Source organism: Bradyrhizobium sp. SZCCHNRI1009, from assembly GCF_032487575.1.
In the GTDB taxonomy this organism is placed as follows: domain Bacteria; phylum Pseudomonadota; class Alphaproteobacteria; order Rhizobiales; family Xanthobacteraceae; genus Bradyrhizobium.
This window is the reverse complement of record NZ_JAUEUL010000002.1, coordinates 597,496-613,782: the sequence shown is the minus strand read 5'-3', so window position 1 is coordinate 613,782 and position 16,287 is coordinate 597,496. Positions and strand designations below refer to the sequence as shown.

At 66.6% G+C, this 16,287-nt stretch carries 13 protein-coding genes; 3 read left to right on the top strand and 10 right to left on the bottom strand.

The window, feature by feature from the left end; all coding sequences use genetic code 11:
- Positions 1–135 precede the first annotated feature (135 nt).
- Complete coding sequence (locus QX010_RS06410) at positions 136–555, bottom strand: hypothetical protein (RefSeq protein WP_316178335.1); 420 nt, start codon at positions 553–555, stop codon at positions 136–138.
- Positions 556–872: 317 nt separating this feature from the next.
- The gene (locus tag QX010_RS06405) at positions 873–1,754 is read right to left on the bottom strand and encodes an aldose 1-epimerase family protein (RefSeq protein WP_316178334.1); all 882 of its coding nucleotides are present in this window, start codon (positions 1,752–1,754) and stop codon (positions 873–875) included.
- Between the two features lie 330 nt (positions 1,755–2,084).
- Between QX010_RS06405 and QX010_RS06400 the strand changes: the two genes are divergently transcribed.
- Positions 2,085–3,281, top strand: a complete 1,197-nt coding sequence (locus tag QX010_RS06400; protein WP_315802289.1) for an amidohydrolase family protein — start codon at positions 2,085–2,087, stop codon at positions 3,279–3,281.
- A 356-nt stretch (positions 3,282–3,637) separates the two neighbouring features.
- Here QX010_RS06400 and QX010_RS06395 read toward each other — a convergent pair whose 3' ends face one another.
- The 8 genes from QX010_RS06395 to QX010_RS06360 all read right to left on the bottom strand — a co-directional run bounded on the left by QX010_RS06395 (position 3,638) and on the right by QX010_RS06360 (position 11,917).
- Positions 3,638–4,153: a MarR family winged helix-turn-helix transcriptional regulator gene (locus QX010_RS06395; protein WP_316178332.1), complete on the bottom strand. Its 516-nt coding sequence runs from the start codon at positions 4,151–4,153 to the stop codon at positions 3,638–3,640.
- A 13-nt stretch (positions 4,154–4,166) separates the two neighbouring features.
- Positions 4,167–4,871, bottom strand: a complete 705-nt coding sequence (locus QX010_RS06390; protein WP_315802286.1) for an ABC transporter ATP-binding protein — start codon at positions 4,869–4,871, stop codon at positions 4,167–4,169.
- Positions 4,868–5,659, bottom strand: a complete 792-nt coding sequence (locus tag QX010_RS06385; RefSeq protein WP_316178330.1) for an ABC transporter ATP-binding protein — start codon at positions 5,657–5,659, stop codon at positions 4,868–4,870. The genes QX010_RS06390 and QX010_RS06385 overlap by 4 nt, the downstream gene beginning before the upstream one ends.
- Positions 5,656–7,542, bottom strand: coding sequence for an ABC transporter permease (locus tag QX010_RS06380; protein WP_316178329.1), 1,887 nt, complete (start codon positions 7,540–7,542; stop codon positions 5,656–5,658). The genes QX010_RS06385 and QX010_RS06380 overlap by 4 nt, the downstream gene beginning before the upstream one ends.
- Positions 7,543–7,724: 182 nt before the next feature.
- On the bottom strand, positions 7,725–8,912 hold the full coding sequence (locus QX010_RS06375) for an ABC transporter substrate-binding protein (RefSeq protein ID WP_410051928.1): 1,188 nt from the start codon (positions 8,910–8,912) through the stop codon (positions 7,725–7,727).
- Between the two features lie 42 nt (positions 8,913–8,954).
- Positions 8,955–9,539, bottom strand: a complete 585-nt coding sequence (locus QX010_RS06370) for an amino acid synthesis family protein (protein ID WP_316178325.1) — start codon at positions 9,537–9,539, stop codon at positions 8,955–8,957.
- A 42-nt stretch (positions 9,540–9,581) separates the two neighbouring features.
- Positions 9,582–10,469: a UPF0280 family protein gene (locus QX010_RS06365; RefSeq protein ID WP_316178323.1), complete on the bottom strand. Its 888-nt coding sequence runs from the start codon at positions 10,467–10,469 to the stop codon at positions 9,582–9,584.
- A complete protein-coding gene (locus QX010_RS06360; RefSeq protein ID WP_316178321.1) occupies positions 10,466–11,917 on the bottom strand; it encodes a 6-hydroxynicotinate reductase in 1,452 nt (483 codons plus the stop codon). The genes QX010_RS06365 and QX010_RS06360 overlap by 4 nt, the downstream gene beginning before the upstream one ends.
- Before the next feature lie 285 nt (positions 11,918–12,202).
- On the opposite strand from QX010_RS06360, the gene QX010_RS06355 reads away from it, so the two are divergent.
- Together QX010_RS06355 and QX010_RS06350 are read left to right on the top strand one after the other, a co-directional pair.
- The gene (locus tag QX010_RS06355; RefSeq protein WP_315802279.1) at positions 12,203–12,685 is read left to right on the top strand and encodes a (2Fe-2S)-binding protein; all 483 of its coding nucleotides are present in this window, start codon (positions 12,203–12,205) and stop codon (positions 12,683–12,685) included.
- Entirely contained in the window at positions 12,685–16,230 is a 3,546-nt protein-coding gene (locus QX010_RS06350) for a molybdopterin cofactor-binding domain-containing protein (protein WP_316178318.1), read from the top strand. The genes QX010_RS06355 and QX010_RS06350 overlap by 1 nt, the downstream gene beginning before the upstream one ends.
- The last annotated feature ends 57 nt before the right edge of the window (positions 16,231–16,287 follow it).

Here is a 16,287-nt window from a genome sequence, read left to right as displayed (position 1 = left end):
ACATCAAGACCTTGGCGGGAAGTGCTCAGCTTGCCTTCGCTCCGCTTGCGAGTTCAAGCAAGCCGGCATCCACCTCGATCAAGATGTCGGGAGCGAGGTTCCTGGACGCAACAGGCGCGCGGGTAGACCGGCCGATCAGCGCCAGTTGCAGATGCCGCCGCTGCCAGGCCGGCACGGCCAGGTCTGAATGCGCGTATCCATCGCCTGCGCGTCGAGCGGATTGCCGCGCCGATGGACGAGCTTGGTGCGGGCGGCGCCGCGGGGCCGCTCGGCCGTCCTCGTACCATGAGGCCGCCGGGTGGCGACGGCGCGCGGGATTCCGGAACTGACGTCGGGGTCAACAGCAGAACGGACGGCGACCGCAGGTCGATCTGTTTTGGCTTCGATGGGCACGGGTTCGAAATGCGCCTCGGGGCCGAGCGGCTCCGGCGACAACACGGCCTTCGATAAATCGAGCTTGAGGAAGTCACCCGGCTGATAGGCCCCTGCCACAGCATCGGTCGCTGCGAGCAACACGGCGCATGTAATCGCGCCGACAACAGCTCTCAACACCATCCCATCCTCCCGTTCCCCCGCGTAACGCCACTTACGCGCGCCCCTGCCATGAGATCTCCGCGCGCCCGCTGACGGCAAAGGCGCACGGCTGCAAGAACCGGCTGCGAGCGCCTGAGTTCGCGCCACGCATCATGTTCGATAATCGACCGTTATCAGTTCGGAGAAAGCGCCCGCCAACCGCCGGTCGTTCGACGCATCATAGCCAAAGTTCCGCGCTCGTCTCTCATGTAGGTCACGGCGCCGTCATTTCCAGGCCCAAAACTGCTGATCACGGTTACCGCTGTGCACGCAAACGGGCGCTCGCGAGATAAGTCATACTAATTCGAGGAATCGATTCTGATGCGGCAGCGTAGCCTCTCGGCGACGCCCGGCGCGATATGCATGACGCCGGGCTTGGCCGCGAACTCGCCGTCGAAATTGAGCGGACTAGCGAAACCGCGCCACGGCTCGATGCACAGGAACGGCACGCCGCCGGGCTTCGACCAGATTCCAAGCTGACGAAAATTATCCCAGGCTAACTCAAGCGCCGGTCCCCTGGTTCCGACGAGGCGAACCGAACGGCTGGCCGGCTGATCGAGGATCACGGCATCATCGTCGAACAGGCGTTCGCTCAACGGGAGAACGCGCCCCTCGATCGGTGAGGGCTCCGGCCGCTCGCGCAGCAAACCGCCGGTCAGACGGCGGATCGGCGCCAGCTCAGGCTCTGCAAAAATCAGCCGATAGCTCTCCTTCGGCTGGCCGGGGAGCAGCGGCCAGTTGAAGGCGGGATGGCCGCCGAACGAGGCGGGCAGCATCTCCGCACCGGGGTTGGCGATCTCGACCGCCACGTCCAGCGCGTCAACGGCGATCCGGTAGCTCACCGTGAGACGGAAGGCGAACGGATAGCGCACCCGCGTCGTCTCGTCGTCGGTCAGTTGCAACACGCACGACTCGGCCCCGCGCTCCAGCCAGGTGAAACGCAGGTCGCGGGCGAAGCCGTGCTGGGCCATCGGATAGGTCTGGCCGCGGTGGTGGAGCTGGTCATTCTTGAGTCGGCCGACGATTGGAAACAGCCATGGCGCATGGCGCGGCCAGACGGCTCCGGCCTGCCAGAGCAACTCCAGGCCCCCGGCCGTCTTCAGCGAGCACAGCTCGGCGCCATCAGCCTTGACCGAGGCGGTGACGCCGCCCGCGCCGATCGTGTGAAGGTCGTCGCTCATCTGCCGTCACCCTCGTCGCAAAGAGATCACACGAGGTGATGCCGGATCGCGGCAGCAACGTCCAGGGTGCGGTTCATCACCAGCGCGGAGACCACCGCCACAAGCACTGGGGACGGGGATGTCGAACACGCGGCCGAAGCCGAGGATATCGCCGCGTTCATAGGGCCCGCGCGGTGTCCGAAGGGTAGGCAACCCGCGCCAAATCTTCGTGCAGGCCGCCGCTTGCCGGACCTGATCATTCGTGTACGAATGACCGAAACCGGCTTGATGCTGCGCCGCGTGCAGGCGCAAACTGCCGCAAATGCTTTGCCAGGAGAGAAGGATATCCCGATGGCCCATGACGCGCCGCAAGCAACCGGTCCCAGCAAGCTGGTCATTCGCAACATCGGCCTCATGCTGTCCGGCGCCCTGGAACGGCCCATCCTGGATGCTGACACGATCGTCGCCGAGAACGGCAAGATCACGGGAATCGGCCGCTTCAAAGACGTCGACACCGAAGGCGCGACGACCATCGTCGATGCCCATGGCACGACGGTGGCGCCGGGCCTGATCGACAGCCATGTTCATCCGGTCGCCGGCGACTGGACGCCGCGGCAGAACCAGAGCAACTGGATCGATTCCTATCTGCATGGTGGCGTCACCACGATGATCTCCGCCGGCGAGGTGCACATGCCCGGCCGGCCGCGCGACGTCGTCGGCCTGAAGGCGATGGCGATCTTCGCGCAGCGCGCATTCTGGACGCTCCGTCCCGGCGGCGTGAAGGTGCATGCCGGCGCGCCGGTGATCGAATGCGAGATGGTCGAGGACGACTTCAAGGAGCTCGCCGCCGCCGGCGTCAAGCTGCTCGGCGAGGTCGGCCTCGGCGGCGTCAAGGACGGCCCGACCGCGCGCAAGATGGTCGGCTGGGCGCGCAAATACGGCATCCAAAGCACCATTCACACCGGCGGTCCGTCGATCCCCGGCTCCGGCCTGATCGACAAGGACGTCGTGCTGGAGGCCGGCACCGACGTCATCGGACACATCAATGGCGGTCACACCGCGCTGCCCGACGATCAGATCCGCTGCATCTGCGAGGGCTGCAAGGCGGGGCTCGAGCTGGTGCACAACGGCAACGAGCGCTCGGCGCTGTTCACCTTGCGCACCGCGCGCGAGATGAACGATCTCCACCGCGTCATCCTCGGCACCGACGCGCCGGCCGGCTCCGGCGTGCAGCCGCTCGGGATCCTGCGCATGGTCTCGCTCTTGTCCTCGCTCGGCGATGTCCCGGCCGAGATCGCGTTCTGCTTCGCCACCGGCAACACCGCGCGGATGCGCGAGCTCGATTGCGGCCTGATCGAGGTCGGCCGCTCCGCCGACTTCGTCATCATGGACAAGGCGCAGCACTCGCCGGCCAAGACCCTGCTCGACAGCGTCCAGCTCGGCGACCTCCCCGGCATCGGGATGACCATCATCGACGGCATCGTCCGCACCCAGCGCAGCCGCAACACGCCGCCGGCGACGAAAATTCCGGAGATCGTGGCGAAGTAGTTGCCACAAGCTTCGTCATTGCGAGCGCAGTGCTCGTGAATGCGCCCTCTCCCCTTGCGGGAGAGGGCATGGAGGACGGAGCAGAAATCTCGGTCGGGTGAGGGGTATCTCTCCGCGAGTCTCGCTCGCCGAGAGATACCCCTCACCCAATCGCGAATGTGGATGGACCGGAGATGCCCTCTCCCACAAGGGGAGAGGGTGCTGTATCGGGCTGCGCTCATAGCGACTGAGCAAACAAGTAGGGTGGGCAAAGCGACGCCGCCAGGCGGCGCGTGCCCATCATGTGCAGATGCGCTCTCTGTGAGAATGGTGGGCACGCTTCGCTTTGCCCACCCTACGCGGGCGGTTTGCAACAGCTATTTCAGCCGGCTCAGCAGCGACAGCAAGCTCTCGCGCTCTCTCGCATCCAGCGGCGCCAAGGTCTCTTTGGAGATCGCGAGCGCCAGCGGCGCGGTCTTCTCCGCGAGCTGCTGACCCGCGCGGGTCAGGCTCACCAGTAGCCGGCGGCCATCCTGCGGATCCGAGCTGGTCTCGGTGAGACCGCGTGCGGTCAGCCGGTCGATCACGCCCTTGATCGTCGCGACGTCCATCGCCGTGAACCGTCCCAGCTGGTTCTGCGAGCACGGTCCGGTCTCGACCAGCTTCGACATGGCCGCCCATTGCGTCGGCGTCAGGTTGCTGCCGATGTCGCGGGCGAAGATCATGGTGTGGCGCTGCCAGACCTGGCGCAGGATGAAGCCGATCTGATCGTCGAGCACGTAGTTTGATTTCGCCGCCTTGGCCGTGGCCTTCGCAGCGGGCTTTGCCTGCGGCCTCGGCGCAGTCTTCGTCGTGGCTTTCGCCGATCGCTTCGGCGGGGGACTCTTGGCCATATCTTCCCTCGCCTCAGATCGACAGATGCGCGTCGCGGATGTCGGGCCGCGCGTCGAGCTCGGTCATGGTGCCGGAGAAGCAGATGCGGCCGCGCTCGATGATGTAGGCGCGGTCCGAGATCAGCTTGGCGAAATGCAGGTTCTGCTCGGAGACGACCAGCGAGACGCCTTCCTTCTTCATGGTCAGGATCGCATCGACCATCTGCTCGACGATCTTCGGCGACAGGCCTTCCGAGGGCTCGTCGAGCAGCACCAGCGACGGATTGCCCATCAGTGTACGGGCGATGGTGAGCATCTGCTGTTCGCCGCCGCTCATGCGGCCGCCCGGGCGGTTCTTCATCTCGCCGAGATTGGGAAACAACTGATAGAGTTTCTCACGCGTCCATTGCGGCGCATTCGGCCGCGGCTTCTGCCGCCCGACCTCCAGGTTTTCCTCCACCGTCAGCTCGGTGAAGATGCGGCGCTCCTCCGGAACGTAGCCGAGGCCGGCGCGGACGATCTCATGGGTGGGCGCCGACGAGATGTCCTGCCCCTCGAACATGATCTGGCCCTCGCGCAGCTCGACCAGGCCGACGATCGACCGGAAGGTCGTCGACTTGCCGGCGCCGTTGCGCCCGAGCAGCGCCACCACCTCGCCCTCGCCGACCTCGAGGCCGATGTCGAACAGGATATGCGCCGGACCATAGTGGCTGTTGAGATTGGCGACGGACAGCTTCATGCCGGCGCTCCCTCGCGACGATCGGCATCATAGAGCAGGCCTTCGCCGAGATAGATCGCCTGCACCTCCCGGTTGGCGCGCACCTCGGCTGGCGATCCCTCGGCGATCAGGCTGCCGCGATTGAGCACGAGAATGCGGTCCGCATGCTCGAACACCACGTCCATGTCGTGCTCCGTGAAAAGGACGCCGATCGACTGCTCGCGCGCGATTCCAGCCGTCAGCCGCATCAGCTCGACACGCTCGCGCGGCGCCATGCCGGCGGTCGGCTCGTCCATCAGCAGGAGCTTCGGCTGGTTGGCCAGCGCGATCGCGAGCTCCAGCCGCTTGAGGTCGCCATAGGCGAGCTCGCCGCACGGCCGCTCGGCATAGCCGGCCATGCCGACGAGATCGAGCAGGCGATCGGCCTCGCCGCGCTCGATTGAAATCATCGGGCTCCAGAAATCGAACAGACGGTAATGATGCGAGACCAGGGCGACCTGGATGTTCTCGCGCACGGTCATGGTCGGATAGGTCGCGGTGATCTGGAAGGTGCGGCCGACCCCGAGCCGCCAGACCTCGCGCGGCCTGTGCCCCGTGGTCTCCTGCCCCATCACCGTGATGCGGCCGCTGTCCGGCACGTTCTGGCCGTTGAGCATGTCGAAGCAGGTGCTTTTCCCCGCGCCGTTCGGGCCGATCAGCGCCAGGATCTCGCCGGCCCGCAGCGTGAACGACACGTTGCGGACGGCGTGAATACCGCCATAGGATTTCGACAGGCCTTCGACCGAGAGCAGCGACACGCCTGGGCTCATTGCGCGCCCTCCATCTTGGCCGACAGCGAAGCGCCCTTGGGGGCCGGTGCGCGACGCCGATGCATGACGGTTTCGACCACACCCACGATACCTTTCGGGAACACCACCACGATCAGCACGATGAAGATGCCGAGCACGAGCTTCGACCAGTCGGTCTGGCTGACCAGCCAGATGTTGAGCGCCTTGTAGACGATGGCGCCGAAGATCGCGCCGGGCACCGTCTCCACGCCGCCCAGCAGCACCATGACCAGCGCATCGACCGAGAGCGAGATGCCCATGTTGTCCGGAAACACGCTGCCCTTGAGATAGGCGAACAGGGCGCCGCCGATGCCGGCCGTGGTGCCGGCGATGATGAAGGCCGTCCACTGGATGCGCTTGCCGTTGATGCCGATGGACTCGCTGCGCAGCGGCGAGTCCCGCATGCCGCGCAGGGCATAGCCGAACGGCGAGAAGGTGATCAGGCGCAGCACGCCGACGACGAAGGCCGAGACGCCAAGCGCGAGCCAGTAGAAATGCGACGGCGACGCCGCCCATTTCTCCGGCCAGAGCCCGAGAATGCCATTGTCACCTCCGGTCACCGCGACCCATTGGAACGCGATCGACCACACAATTTGCGCTAAGGCCAAGGTGAGCATCGCGAAGTACACGCCGGAGAGCTGCACGGCGAAGGCCCCGAACACGGCCGCACCGAGCGCGCCGAGCAGCGGCCCGAGCAGCAGGCAGACAATCATCGGCAATCCCGCAAGCTTGGCGAGGAACGCGACGCCGTAAGCGCCCAGGCCGAAATAGGCGGCGTGGCCGAACGAAGCGAGGCCGCCGACCGCCATCAGGAAATGCAGGGACGCCGCGAAGATCACGAAGATCGCGATCTCGGCGCCGACGGTCAGCGTGTAGTTGCCGGCGATGAAGGGCAGCATCGCCGCCAGCGCCAGCGCGACGAGAGAGGCCAGCCGCTCGACCGAGCTCAGCGGGCGCCACGGAATGACGGTCAGGCCCGGCGTGCGGCGCGCCGGCGCCTCCTTCTTGCCGAACAGGCCCCAGGGCCGCACGACCAGCACGACGGCCATCACCAGGAACACGAGGATCAGCGAGATCGTGGGGAAGATGAGAATGCCGAAGGCATTGAGCTCCGACACCAGCACGGCGGCAACGAACGCGCCGAGGATGCTGCCGAGGCCGCCGATCACGACGACCACGAACACCTCGACGATGATGCGCAGGTCCATCGCGTGATGGACCGCGTCGCGCGGGATCTGCAGCGCGCCGCCGAGCGCGGCGAGGAAGACGCCGACCGCGAACACCGAGGTGAACAGCCATTTCTGATTGACGCCGAGCGCCGCGACCATGTCGCGGTCCTGCGTCGCCGCGCGCACCAGAATGCCCCAGCGGGTGCGCTGGAACAGCAGCCACAGCACCCCGAGCACGATCGGACCGAGCGCGATCAGGAACAGGTCGTAGCTCGGGATGTTCTGACCGAAGAAGTCGACCGCCCCCTTGAGGCCAGGTGCACGGCGGCCGACCAGATCGTCCGGTCCCCAGATCAGCACCACGAGATCTTCGACCATCAGGGTCAGGCCGAAGGTCGCGAGCAGCTGGAACAGCTCCGGCGCGTGATAGATCCGGCGCAGCAGCACGATCTCGACGAGGACGCCGATGGCCGCGACCGCGAGCGCCGCCACGACGATGCCGCCCCAGAAGCCGAGCGAGCCAGACAGCCGCTCCGTGAGCGAGAACGCCACATAGGCGCCGAGCATGTAGAACGCGCCATGGGCGAAATTGACGATGCGGGTCACGCCGAAGATGATCGACAGTCCCGACGCCACCAGGAACAGCGAGGCTGCGCTGGCAAGGCCGGTCAGGAACTGGACGAAATAGAAGGCCATGGGCGGTCCGCGTCAGGAGATCGTCTGTATCGAATGAGCCGCGTTCGAGCTCGTGTGCCCTGTCAATGAGCCGGCGAGCAAGCGTGGGGTGAGGGATCTCGGCCTGAACCTGTAGATCAGGCGTCGCGCGCCCTCACCCCGCCCGCTCTCCTCCGCGGGAGGAGGAGGCAGGAAGACCTCACTCAGTCCTTCGGACGGAGCTTGGAAACTTCGGCATCATCAGGCAGATAGTCCGAGCCCTTGCGATAGACGGTGTCGACCATGATGCCCTTGCCGTCCTTCAGCGCGGTCTTGCCAACATAAGCGCCGAGCGTCGACTGGTGGTCGATCTTGCGGAAGGTGATCTCGCCGAAGGGCGACGGAACGGACAGTCCCTCGGCCGCGGCGATCAGCTTGTCGGTATCGGTCGAGCCGGCCTTGGCGAGGATGGCGGCCGCCGACTTGATGGTCTGGTAGCCGACGATCGAGCCGAGCCGCGGATAGTCGTTGTACTTGGCCTGGTAGGCCTTCAGGAACGCGTCGTGCTCGGGCGTCTTGATCGAATACCAGGGATAGCCGGTGACGATCCAGCCCTCGGGCGTCTCCTCCTTGAGCGGATCGAGATATTCCGGCTCGCCCGTCAGGAAGCTGACGACCTTGCGGTCCTTGAACAGGCCGCGGGTGTTGCCTTCGCGGACCAGCTTGACGAGATCGGCACCGAAGGTGACGTTGAGGATCGCCTCCGGGTTGGCGGCGGCGACGGCCTGCACCACCGGACCGGCGTCGATCTTGCCCTGCGGCGGCCACTGCTCGTCGACCCACTGGATGTCCGGGCGCTTCGCTGAAAGCAGCTTCTTGAACACGGCGACGGCCGACTGGCCGTATTCGTAGTTCGGTGCGATCGTGGCCCAGCGCTTGGCGGGAAGCTTCGCGGCCTCCTCCACCAGCATTGCCGCCTGCATGTAGTTCGACGGACGAAGGCGGAAGGTGTATTTGTTGCCCTTCGCCCAGGTGATGGCGTCGGTCAGCGGCTCGGCCGCCAGGAAGAACACCTTCTTCTGGTTGGCGAAGTCGCTGACGGCCAGACCGATGTTCGACAGGAAGGTGCCGGCGAGCATCGCCACGTTCTCGCTCGACACCAGCTCGTTGGCCGCGGTCTGCGCGTCGGCCGGCTTGCCGCTGTCGTCCTTGGAAACGACGACGAGCTTCTTGCCGTTGATGCCGCCGGCCGCATTGACCTCCTCGACCGCGAGCTGCCAGCCCTTGCGATAGGGCTCGGTGAACGCCGGCAGCAGCGAGTAGCTGTTGATCTCGCCGATCTTGATGACGTCCTCGGCGCGCGCCGTGCCCGCCAATCCCGCGACGGCAAGGCCCAGGCCTGCCGCAAGCATCGTTCTCCGTCGCATCCCTTCAGCCTCCAATGTTGATTTGTATTACCGTAGACCGTCGTCGCCCTTGATCTCGGCGACCGTGAGCCCGCCGACCCTTGGCAAGGGACGCCCGCTGTCGGTGACCGCGAGCGCGACCATGATCTCGTTGGCGCGTGGCGCGTCGTTGATCTGCACTTCCATGCCGTCGAAATGACTGCGCACGAAGGCCGCATCTTTATGGCCGAGCGGAATGTCGAGCGTGCAGCCCACGCCGCCGCGCTTCTTCGACGACGGGATCAGCGCCGCGCCCTTGCCGAGCACCTTGCGCACCGGCGCCCCCATCTTCGGATGCAGGATCGCGGCGGCATGCTCCAGCTCGCCGTCGCTCCCGACCGCCGCGGCCTTGCCATAGCTGTGCGCCGCCGGCCCTTCGATGCCGAGCGCGGCCACGGCGCGCTTGGCCAGCATCTCGCCGAGCTCCTCGCCGATCGCGATCAGCGGCGTGAGATCCTCGACATAGCGGCCGGCAAACGGATTCTCGATCACCGCCACTGCCGCCGCCCGCCGTGTCGGCGGCGACACGGACCGGCCCATCTCCTGATGGACTTCCTCGACCACGGTCACGATCTTTCTGATGACGGCGCTCATCGTCGGCAGTCCCTCATGTTCCAGCACATCGTGCATCAAACCTCACGCCGCCGCCGCCCGCAACTGCTGCCGACGAACGATCTCGATCGCGCGCGGACCGACGACGCGAATATTGCCGCAGAGCTGCAGAACGGCGCCTTCGATCAGGCCGGCCGACAGCAGCGACTGCGCACGATGCTCGCCCGCGGCCAGCGCTTGGGCAATCTCGGCATCGCGGAGATCTCCGACATCGCATGTGACGAGGCGGTCACCGAGATCGCTGTCCGGCTGCAGCTCGCAGGCGGGTCGGCGAAGCACGGCCGGATGACCCGGAAGGTCAACGGCGTTGCCGATCACCGTCGCCGCCGCATCGGCCTGCGCCGCGCTGCGCGCGAGCACCGTCACCGCGTCGGCAATGCCCAGCGAGAAGCTGCGGCCGTGGCGGCCCGATGTGGCGACGCCGCCGATCGCATCGGCAGCACGAAGCGTCATCCTGCGCATCACGCCTGCGCCGTCGGGACGGTCCATCAGCCCGACGCTGAACGTGGCGGCATCCCGCAGATGGAGTGCGATGTCACCGCCATTGTTGACATAGGCCCGCGTCAGCTTCGCCGCGCCGCGCATGGCGCCGAGAATCTCCTCGGCGACGCTGCCCGCGACCGCGGCCATCGGCGTGATGAACATCTCGCGCGCGAACGGCGACACGGCCGCATGCATCCGCCGCGCAACGACGCCTTTCAATGGGCAACGATCGTGATCGGCTCCCTTGCGCAGATCGGACAGTTCCGCACACAGCTCGTCCAAGAGACCCGTGAAACGCTCGGCCGCCGCACGATAGGCCGCGCGAACATCGCCATCGGCGGCGTCGGCGCCGATGATCAGATCGATCGGGCCGTCCTGCAGATGCAGCCGCCGCTCGGGCAACAAGGCGATCTGTGGCCGCCGGGTCATGCGCCCGGCCTCGGCCACGGCAGCTGACGAATGTCCTTGCTGACATCCTTGAGCGACGTGAGCGGCTGGACGTAGTCCATGTGCCCACCGAGCGCCGCGTAGTCCGATAGCCTCAACGTGAACTCGATCGGTGCGACGATCGCCGGCGTCGGCACATAGCCGAAGGCGCCGGCCGGCATCTGGGTCACGTCGACCATGTAGGTGATGCCGCCGCCCGGCCAGACATAGACCGGCGCACCGCCGCTCGTGACCCGCGTCAGCGTATCCTTGACCGACCGCGTCAGCCGCACCGGATTGTCGGTGACGCCCGCGCGCAGCGAGCCGCCGGCACCGGCCATGAACAGCACGGTGCACAGTGCCGGCTCGCAGTTCTCCTGGATGCGCTCGACCGAGAACTGCAGCTCCGGCGGCATCTCACGCTGCACCGGCTTGAGCGACTCGTCGAGCACGTAGTAGGCGGCATGTTCGCCGGTCGTGGACACCATCAGCAGCGTCGTGCCAGGCTTCGCCGTCTTCGCATCGAACGGCCCGAGAATCGACAGCGGATCGGAGATGTCGGTGCCGCCCCAGCCGGTTCCGGGCTGCGCCACCTGGAAGTAGCGGCCCGGCGTGGAGCGCCGTCCCTTCATCTTGATGCCGGTCGCGGCAATGTCGAGCAGCTTGCCGGCCTGGTGCTCCGACAGCACGCCGGTGATGTGATCATCGACCACGACGACCTCGTCGACCTTGCCCTGCCATTGCTTGGCGAACATGCCGATCGTGGCCGAGCCGCAGCCGACGCGCATGCGCTCTTCCTTGACGCCGTTGACAACAGGCGGCTGCCCCGCCTGCACGATCACGCTGGAACCGCCGTCGACGACGAGCTCGACGGCCTTGCGGTTGCTGAGGTCCATCAGCGCGTCGCAGGTGACGCGCCCCTCCTTCTTGGAGCCGCCGGTGAGATGATGCACGCCGCCGAGCGAGAGCATCTGCGAGCCGTATTCGCTGGTCGTGACGTGACCGACCGCTTCGCCGTCGACCCGCACCGTCGCCGCTTCCGGGCCGAGATAGCGATCGGTGTCGATCTTCACCTTGACGCCGCAATAGCTGAAGATGCCCTCGGTTACGACCGTGACCATGTCGACGCCCTCGACCTGCGAGGACACGATGAACGGCGCGGGCTTGTAGTCGGGATAGGTGGTGCCGGCGCCGATCGCGGTGACGAACAGCTCCGGCTGATGCACGATCTTGCCGTCCCAGTCGCCGCTCGCCTGGAACGGCACCAGCTTGCCGCCATGCGACACCGTGCGCTCCAGCAGGATATGCGGATCGACGCGCACCAGCACACCGTCCTGATTGGCATAGCGGTCGCAGGCGCCAGCCGCGCCCGGCTTGATGTAGCACATCACCGGACAGGCATCGCAGCGGATCTTGTCCCCTGCACCCTCGCTCGCCGTCTCAGTCACCATGCAGAGAAGCCCATCTTGAAGCGGAGTTGACGGCAACCGTCCGCACGCCGCGGCAATTCGTTCGTATACGAATGATGTCGCGCCCCTCCGCCGACTGTCAAGCGCCACCGCGAACGAAAAGCACGATTGCCGGATAAACGATCAGTTTGCCCTGCACAATGACGACAAATCGTGCACACGCTGCAGCGCAAAACGTGGCACTTGCATGTTAGTACACAAACGATACGCTCGGAGCGATCACCATCGCATCCTCGTTAACGATAGCACAGCGGACGGCAGAAGGGCATGACGCCAGCAACGATTCGGCTGACCGTGAACGGACGGGCGCATGACGTTGCGGCCGCGCCGGACACGCCCCTGCTTCATGTGCTGCGCAACGACCTCGCTCTGAACGGTCCGAAATACGGCTGCGGCCTCGGTGAATGCGGCGCCTGCACCGTGCTGATCGACGGCCGTGCCGCCCGCTCCTGCGTCATTCCGGTGGAAGGCTGCATCGGCCGCGACGTCACCACGCTTGAAGGGCTGGGCTCGCGCGAGGCGCCCGATCCGGTGCAGCAGGCCTTCATCGCCGAGCAGGCCGCGCAATGCGGCTACTGCCTCAACGGCATGATCATGACGACCAAGGCGCTGCTGGCGATCAAGCCCGATCCGTCACGCGACGAGATCAAGCAGGCGCTGCGCTACAATCTCTGCCGCTGCGGTGCCCATGTCGAGATCCTCCGCGCGGCGATGCGCGCGGCCGGCCACACGCTCGAGGCGCTGGACTGATGAACGATCGCCTCACCAAGGACGCCGACACGCCTCGCGGCTGGCTGGTTGTCGAACGTCCCATCGCCGGCAACGATGGCCGGTTCGAAACCTTCATCCGGATCACGGCCGCAGGCGAGGTCTCCGCCTTCAACGGCCACGTCGATCTCGGCACCGGCATCCGAACCGCGCTGGGACAGATCGTCGCGGAAGAGCTGGATGTCTCCTTCGCCCGTGTCGTGGTCGTGCTCGGGGACACCGCGGTCGTGCCGAATCAGGGCGCAACCATCGCCAGCGAGACAATTCAGATCACCGCCGTGCCGCTGCGCAAGGCTGCGGCGCAGGCCCGCGCCTTCCTCCTGGCGCGGGCGGCAGCGCAACTCGACCTCGACGTCGTGGATTTGAGGGTCGAGGACGGACTGGTCCGCGGTCCCGACAACCGCGTCCTCAGCTATGGCGAGCTGATCGGCGATGAGACGTTCCGCCTCGCCCTCGCCGACGATATCGTCGTCAAGTCGGTGAACGACTATCAGGTCGTCGGCCGGTCGGTGCCGCGCGTCGATCTGCCGGCAAAGGCGGCCGGTGAACTCACTTATGTCCATGACGTTCGCGTCCCCGGCATGCTGCATGGCCGCGTCGTGCGTCCACCCTATGCCGGTGTCGATGCCGGCCCCTTCATCGGCACCAGCCTTCTTGGCGTCGACAGGGAGTCGGTGCGCGACGTACCGGGCCTGGTTGACGTCGTCGTCATCGGCGACTTCATCGGCGTCGTCGCCGAGCGCGAGGAGAACGCGATCCTCGCCGCCGAGCGGCTCCAGGCGAATTGGAAGCCGGTGCCGAGCTTGCGCGACCTCGACGATGTCGAGAACGCGCTGCGCGCCAATCCGTCCGAGCCGCGTCGGCTGCTCGACAAGGGCGATGTCGATGCCGCCATCGCCGGCGCCGCCAAGCCGATGCGGCGGACCTATCTCTGGCCCTACCAGATGCACGGCTCGATCGGGCCGTCCTGCGCGGTGGCCGACTATCGCGACGGGCAGACCCGCATTTATTCCGGCACGCAGAATCCGCACATCCTGCGCGGCGATCTCGCCAAGCTGATCGACTGTCCCGAGGATCACATCGAGCTGATCCGGCTGGAGGCCGCCGGCTGCTATGGCCGCAACTGCGCCGACGATGTCACCGCCGATGCGCTGCTGCTATCGCGCGCGGTCGGCCGTCCGGTGCGGGTGCAATTGTCGCGCGAGCAGGAGCATCTGTGGGAGCCCAAGGGCACCGCACAGCTGATGGACGTCAATGGCGGCCTCAATGCCGATGGCTCGGTTGCGGCCTATGAGTTCGCCACGCGCTATCCGTCGAACGGCGCGCCGACGCTGGCGCTGCTGCTGACCGGCCGCATCGCGCCGGAGCCTGCGGTGTTCGAGATGGGCGATCGCACCGCGATCCCGCCTTACGACTACGACCACATGCGCGTCACTGCGCATGACATGCCGCCGATCGTGCGTGCGTCCTGGATCCGCGGCGTCTCGGCGCTGCCCAACACCTTCGCGCATGAGTCCTATATCGACGAGCTCGCGGCGGAGGCTTGCGTCGACCCGATCGAATACCGGCTGCGCTATCTGAAGGACGAGCGCGCGCGTGATCTCGTGAACGCCGTGGCCGAACGCGCCGGCTGGACGCCGCGCCCCGTGCGGGAAGATAAGGCGCCCGACAACGGCGTCGTTCATGGCCGCGGCTTCGCCTACGCGCTCTACGTCCACAGCAAGTTTCCCGGCTACGGCGCGGCTTGGTCGGCGTGGATCGCCGATGTCGCGGTGAATACGACGACCGGCGACGTCAGCGTCACGCGGGTCATCGCAGGCCAGGACTCCGGCCTGATGATCAACCCGGACGGCGTACGCCACCAGATCGAAGGCAACGTCATCCAATCCACCAGCCGGGCGCTGATGGAGGAGATTCCGTTTTCGCGCGGCAAGGTCGCGGCCCGGGAATGGGGGGCGTATCCGATCATCACCTTCCCCGATTTGCCTGAGATCGACGTGCTGATGCTGCGGCGACCGGATCAGCCGCCGCTCGGCGTCGGCGAGTCCGCGTCCGTGCCGAGCGCCGCCGCGATCGCCAATGCGATCTACGACGCCACCGGCGTCCGCTTCCGCGAGCCGCCATTCACGCCGGAGCGCATTCTGAAAGGGCTGCGCGGCGAACAGGTCGAGACGCCGGCGCCGCAGTCGCTGCCCGCCCCCGAAAGACCGGCGACGACATGGCTCAAGCCCTTTGCCAGGCGGGGCGGCGTGATCGCCAGCGCCGTCGCGGCCTGCGCCGCGGCGATCGGCGTCGCCACCGCCGTGTTGCCCTGGCGTGCCATCGCACCGATCACACGCCCCGATCCCTCGGTCTATTCCGCCGCGACGATCGCGCGCGGCGAGGCGCTCGCGGCGCTCGGCAATTGCGCGGTTTGTCACACCGCGGATGGCGGCCTGATCAATGCCGGCGGCCGTGCGCTGGAGACGCCGTTCGGCACGCTGTTCAGCACCAACATCACGCCCGACGTCGAGACCGGCATCGGCGCCTGGTCCTATCCCGCCTTCGAGCGCGCCATGCGCGAGGGCGTGCACCGCGACGGCCGGCAGCTCTATCCGGCGTTTCCCTACACGCATTTCGCGCGAACCGACGATGCCGACCTGCAGGCGCTCTACGCCTACCTGATGGCTCAGACGCCAGTGAGACAGCGGGCGCCCGACAACGCGCTGCGCTTCCCGTTCAATCTGCGGCCGCTGGTCGCCGGATGGAATGCGCTGTTTCACGACACCCGGCCGTTCAGGCCTGATCCAACCCGATCCGAACAGTGGAATCGCGGCTTCTATCTCGTCGAAAGCCTCGGCCATTGCAGCGCCTGTCATTCGCCGCGCAATGCGCTCGGTGCCGAGCAGCGCAACGCATATCTGGCTGGCGGCTTCGCGGAGGGCTGGGAAGCCCCCGCGCTGACCGCGCTCTCGACTGCCCCGATCCCGTGGACTGAGGACGAGTTCTACACCTATCTCCGCTCCGGTCAGTCGCGCCTCCATGGCGTGGCCGCCGGTCCGATGGCGCCGATCGTGAAGGATCTCGCGACGCTGCCCGACGCAGACATTCGGGCCATGGCGGTCTATCTCGCCTCCTTCCAGACGCCCTCGCCCGAGGCAGCGAAGCTGGAGGCGACGGCAGCGGAGTTGGAGGCGCGCACCAGGGTGACCTCGGCGGCATCTCCGGCCGCCCGGCTCTATCTCGGCGCCTGCGCGGTCTGTCACGAGATCGGCGGCCTGCCGCTGTTCGGCAGCCGGCCCTCGCTGGCGCTGAACAGCAACCTGCACAGCGCCACACCCGACAACCTGATCCAGGTGATCCTGCACGGGATCATGAAGCCGGCCTCGTCCGATCTCGGCTACATGCCGGCGTTCAAGGACCATCTCAGCGACGTCCAGCTTGCCGAACTCGTCTCCTATCTCCGTCAGCAATTCGCCCCGGACAAGCCGGCCTGGACGGACGTGGACGCCGTCATCGGTCGCATCAGGTCGGCCGCGGTGCAGTGAGGCCGAGCATGCTCCTTCAGCGCCCGGCGCCCCGCCCACCACCCTGACGCGCATTCG

What these genes read in the sequence shown, in the direction of transcription:
- QX010_RS06370 (WP_316178325.1), bottom strand. Translation starts at nt 9,539, where the DNA reads ATGAGCGCCGTCATCAGAAAGATCGTGACCGTGGTCGAGGAAGTCCAT.
- QX010_RS06390 (WP_315802286.1), bottom strand. Translation starts at nt 4,871, where the DNA reads ATGAAGCTGTCCGTCGCCAATCTCAACAGCCACTATGGTCCGGCGCAT.
- QX010_RS06395 (WP_316178332.1), bottom strand. Translation starts at nt 4,153, where the DNA reads ATGGCCAAGAGTCCCCCGCCGAAGCGATCGGCGAAAGCCACGACGAAG.
- QX010_RS06365 (WP_316178323.1), bottom strand. Translation starts at nt 10,469, where the DNA reads ATGACCCGGCGGCCACAGATCGCCTTGTTGCCCGAGCGGCGGCTGCAT.
- QX010_RS06405 (WP_316178334.1), bottom strand. Translation starts at nt 1,754, where the DNA reads ATGAGCGACGACCTTCACACGATCGGCGCGGGCGGCGTCACCGCCTCG.
- QX010_RS06385 (WP_316178330.1), bottom strand. Translation starts at nt 5,659, where the DNA reads ATGAGCCCAGGCGTGTCGCTGCTCTCGGTCGAAGGCCTGTCGAAATCC.
- QX010_RS06400 (WP_315802289.1), top strand. Translation starts at nt 2,085, where the DNA reads ATGGCCCATGACGCGCCGCAAGCAACCGGTCCCAGCAAGCTGGTCATT.
- QX010_RS06375 (WP_410051928.1), bottom strand. Translation starts at nt 8,912, where the DNA reads ATGCTTGCGGCAGGCCTGGGCCTTGCCGTCGCGGGATTGGCGGGCACG.
- QX010_RS06410 (WP_316178335.1), bottom strand. Translation starts at nt 555, where the DNA reads ATGGTGTTGAGAGCTGTTGTCGGCGCGATTACATGCGCCGTGTTGCTC.
- QX010_RS06355 (WP_315802279.1), top strand. Translation starts at nt 12,203, where the DNA reads ATGACGCCAGCAACGATTCGGCTGACCGTGAACGGACGGGCGCATGAC.
- QX010_RS06350 (WP_316178318.1), top strand. Translation starts at nt 12,685, where the DNA reads ATGAACGATCGCCTCACCAAGGACGCCGACACGCCTCGCGGCTGGCTG.
- QX010_RS06380 (WP_316178329.1), bottom strand. Translation starts at nt 7,542, where the DNA reads ATGGCCTTCTATTTCGTCCAGTTCCTGACCGGCCTTGCCAGCGCAGCC.
- QX010_RS06360 (WP_316178321.1), bottom strand. Translation starts at nt 11,917, where the DNA reads ATGGTGACTGAGACGGCGAGCGAGGGTGCAGGGGACAAGATCCGCTGC.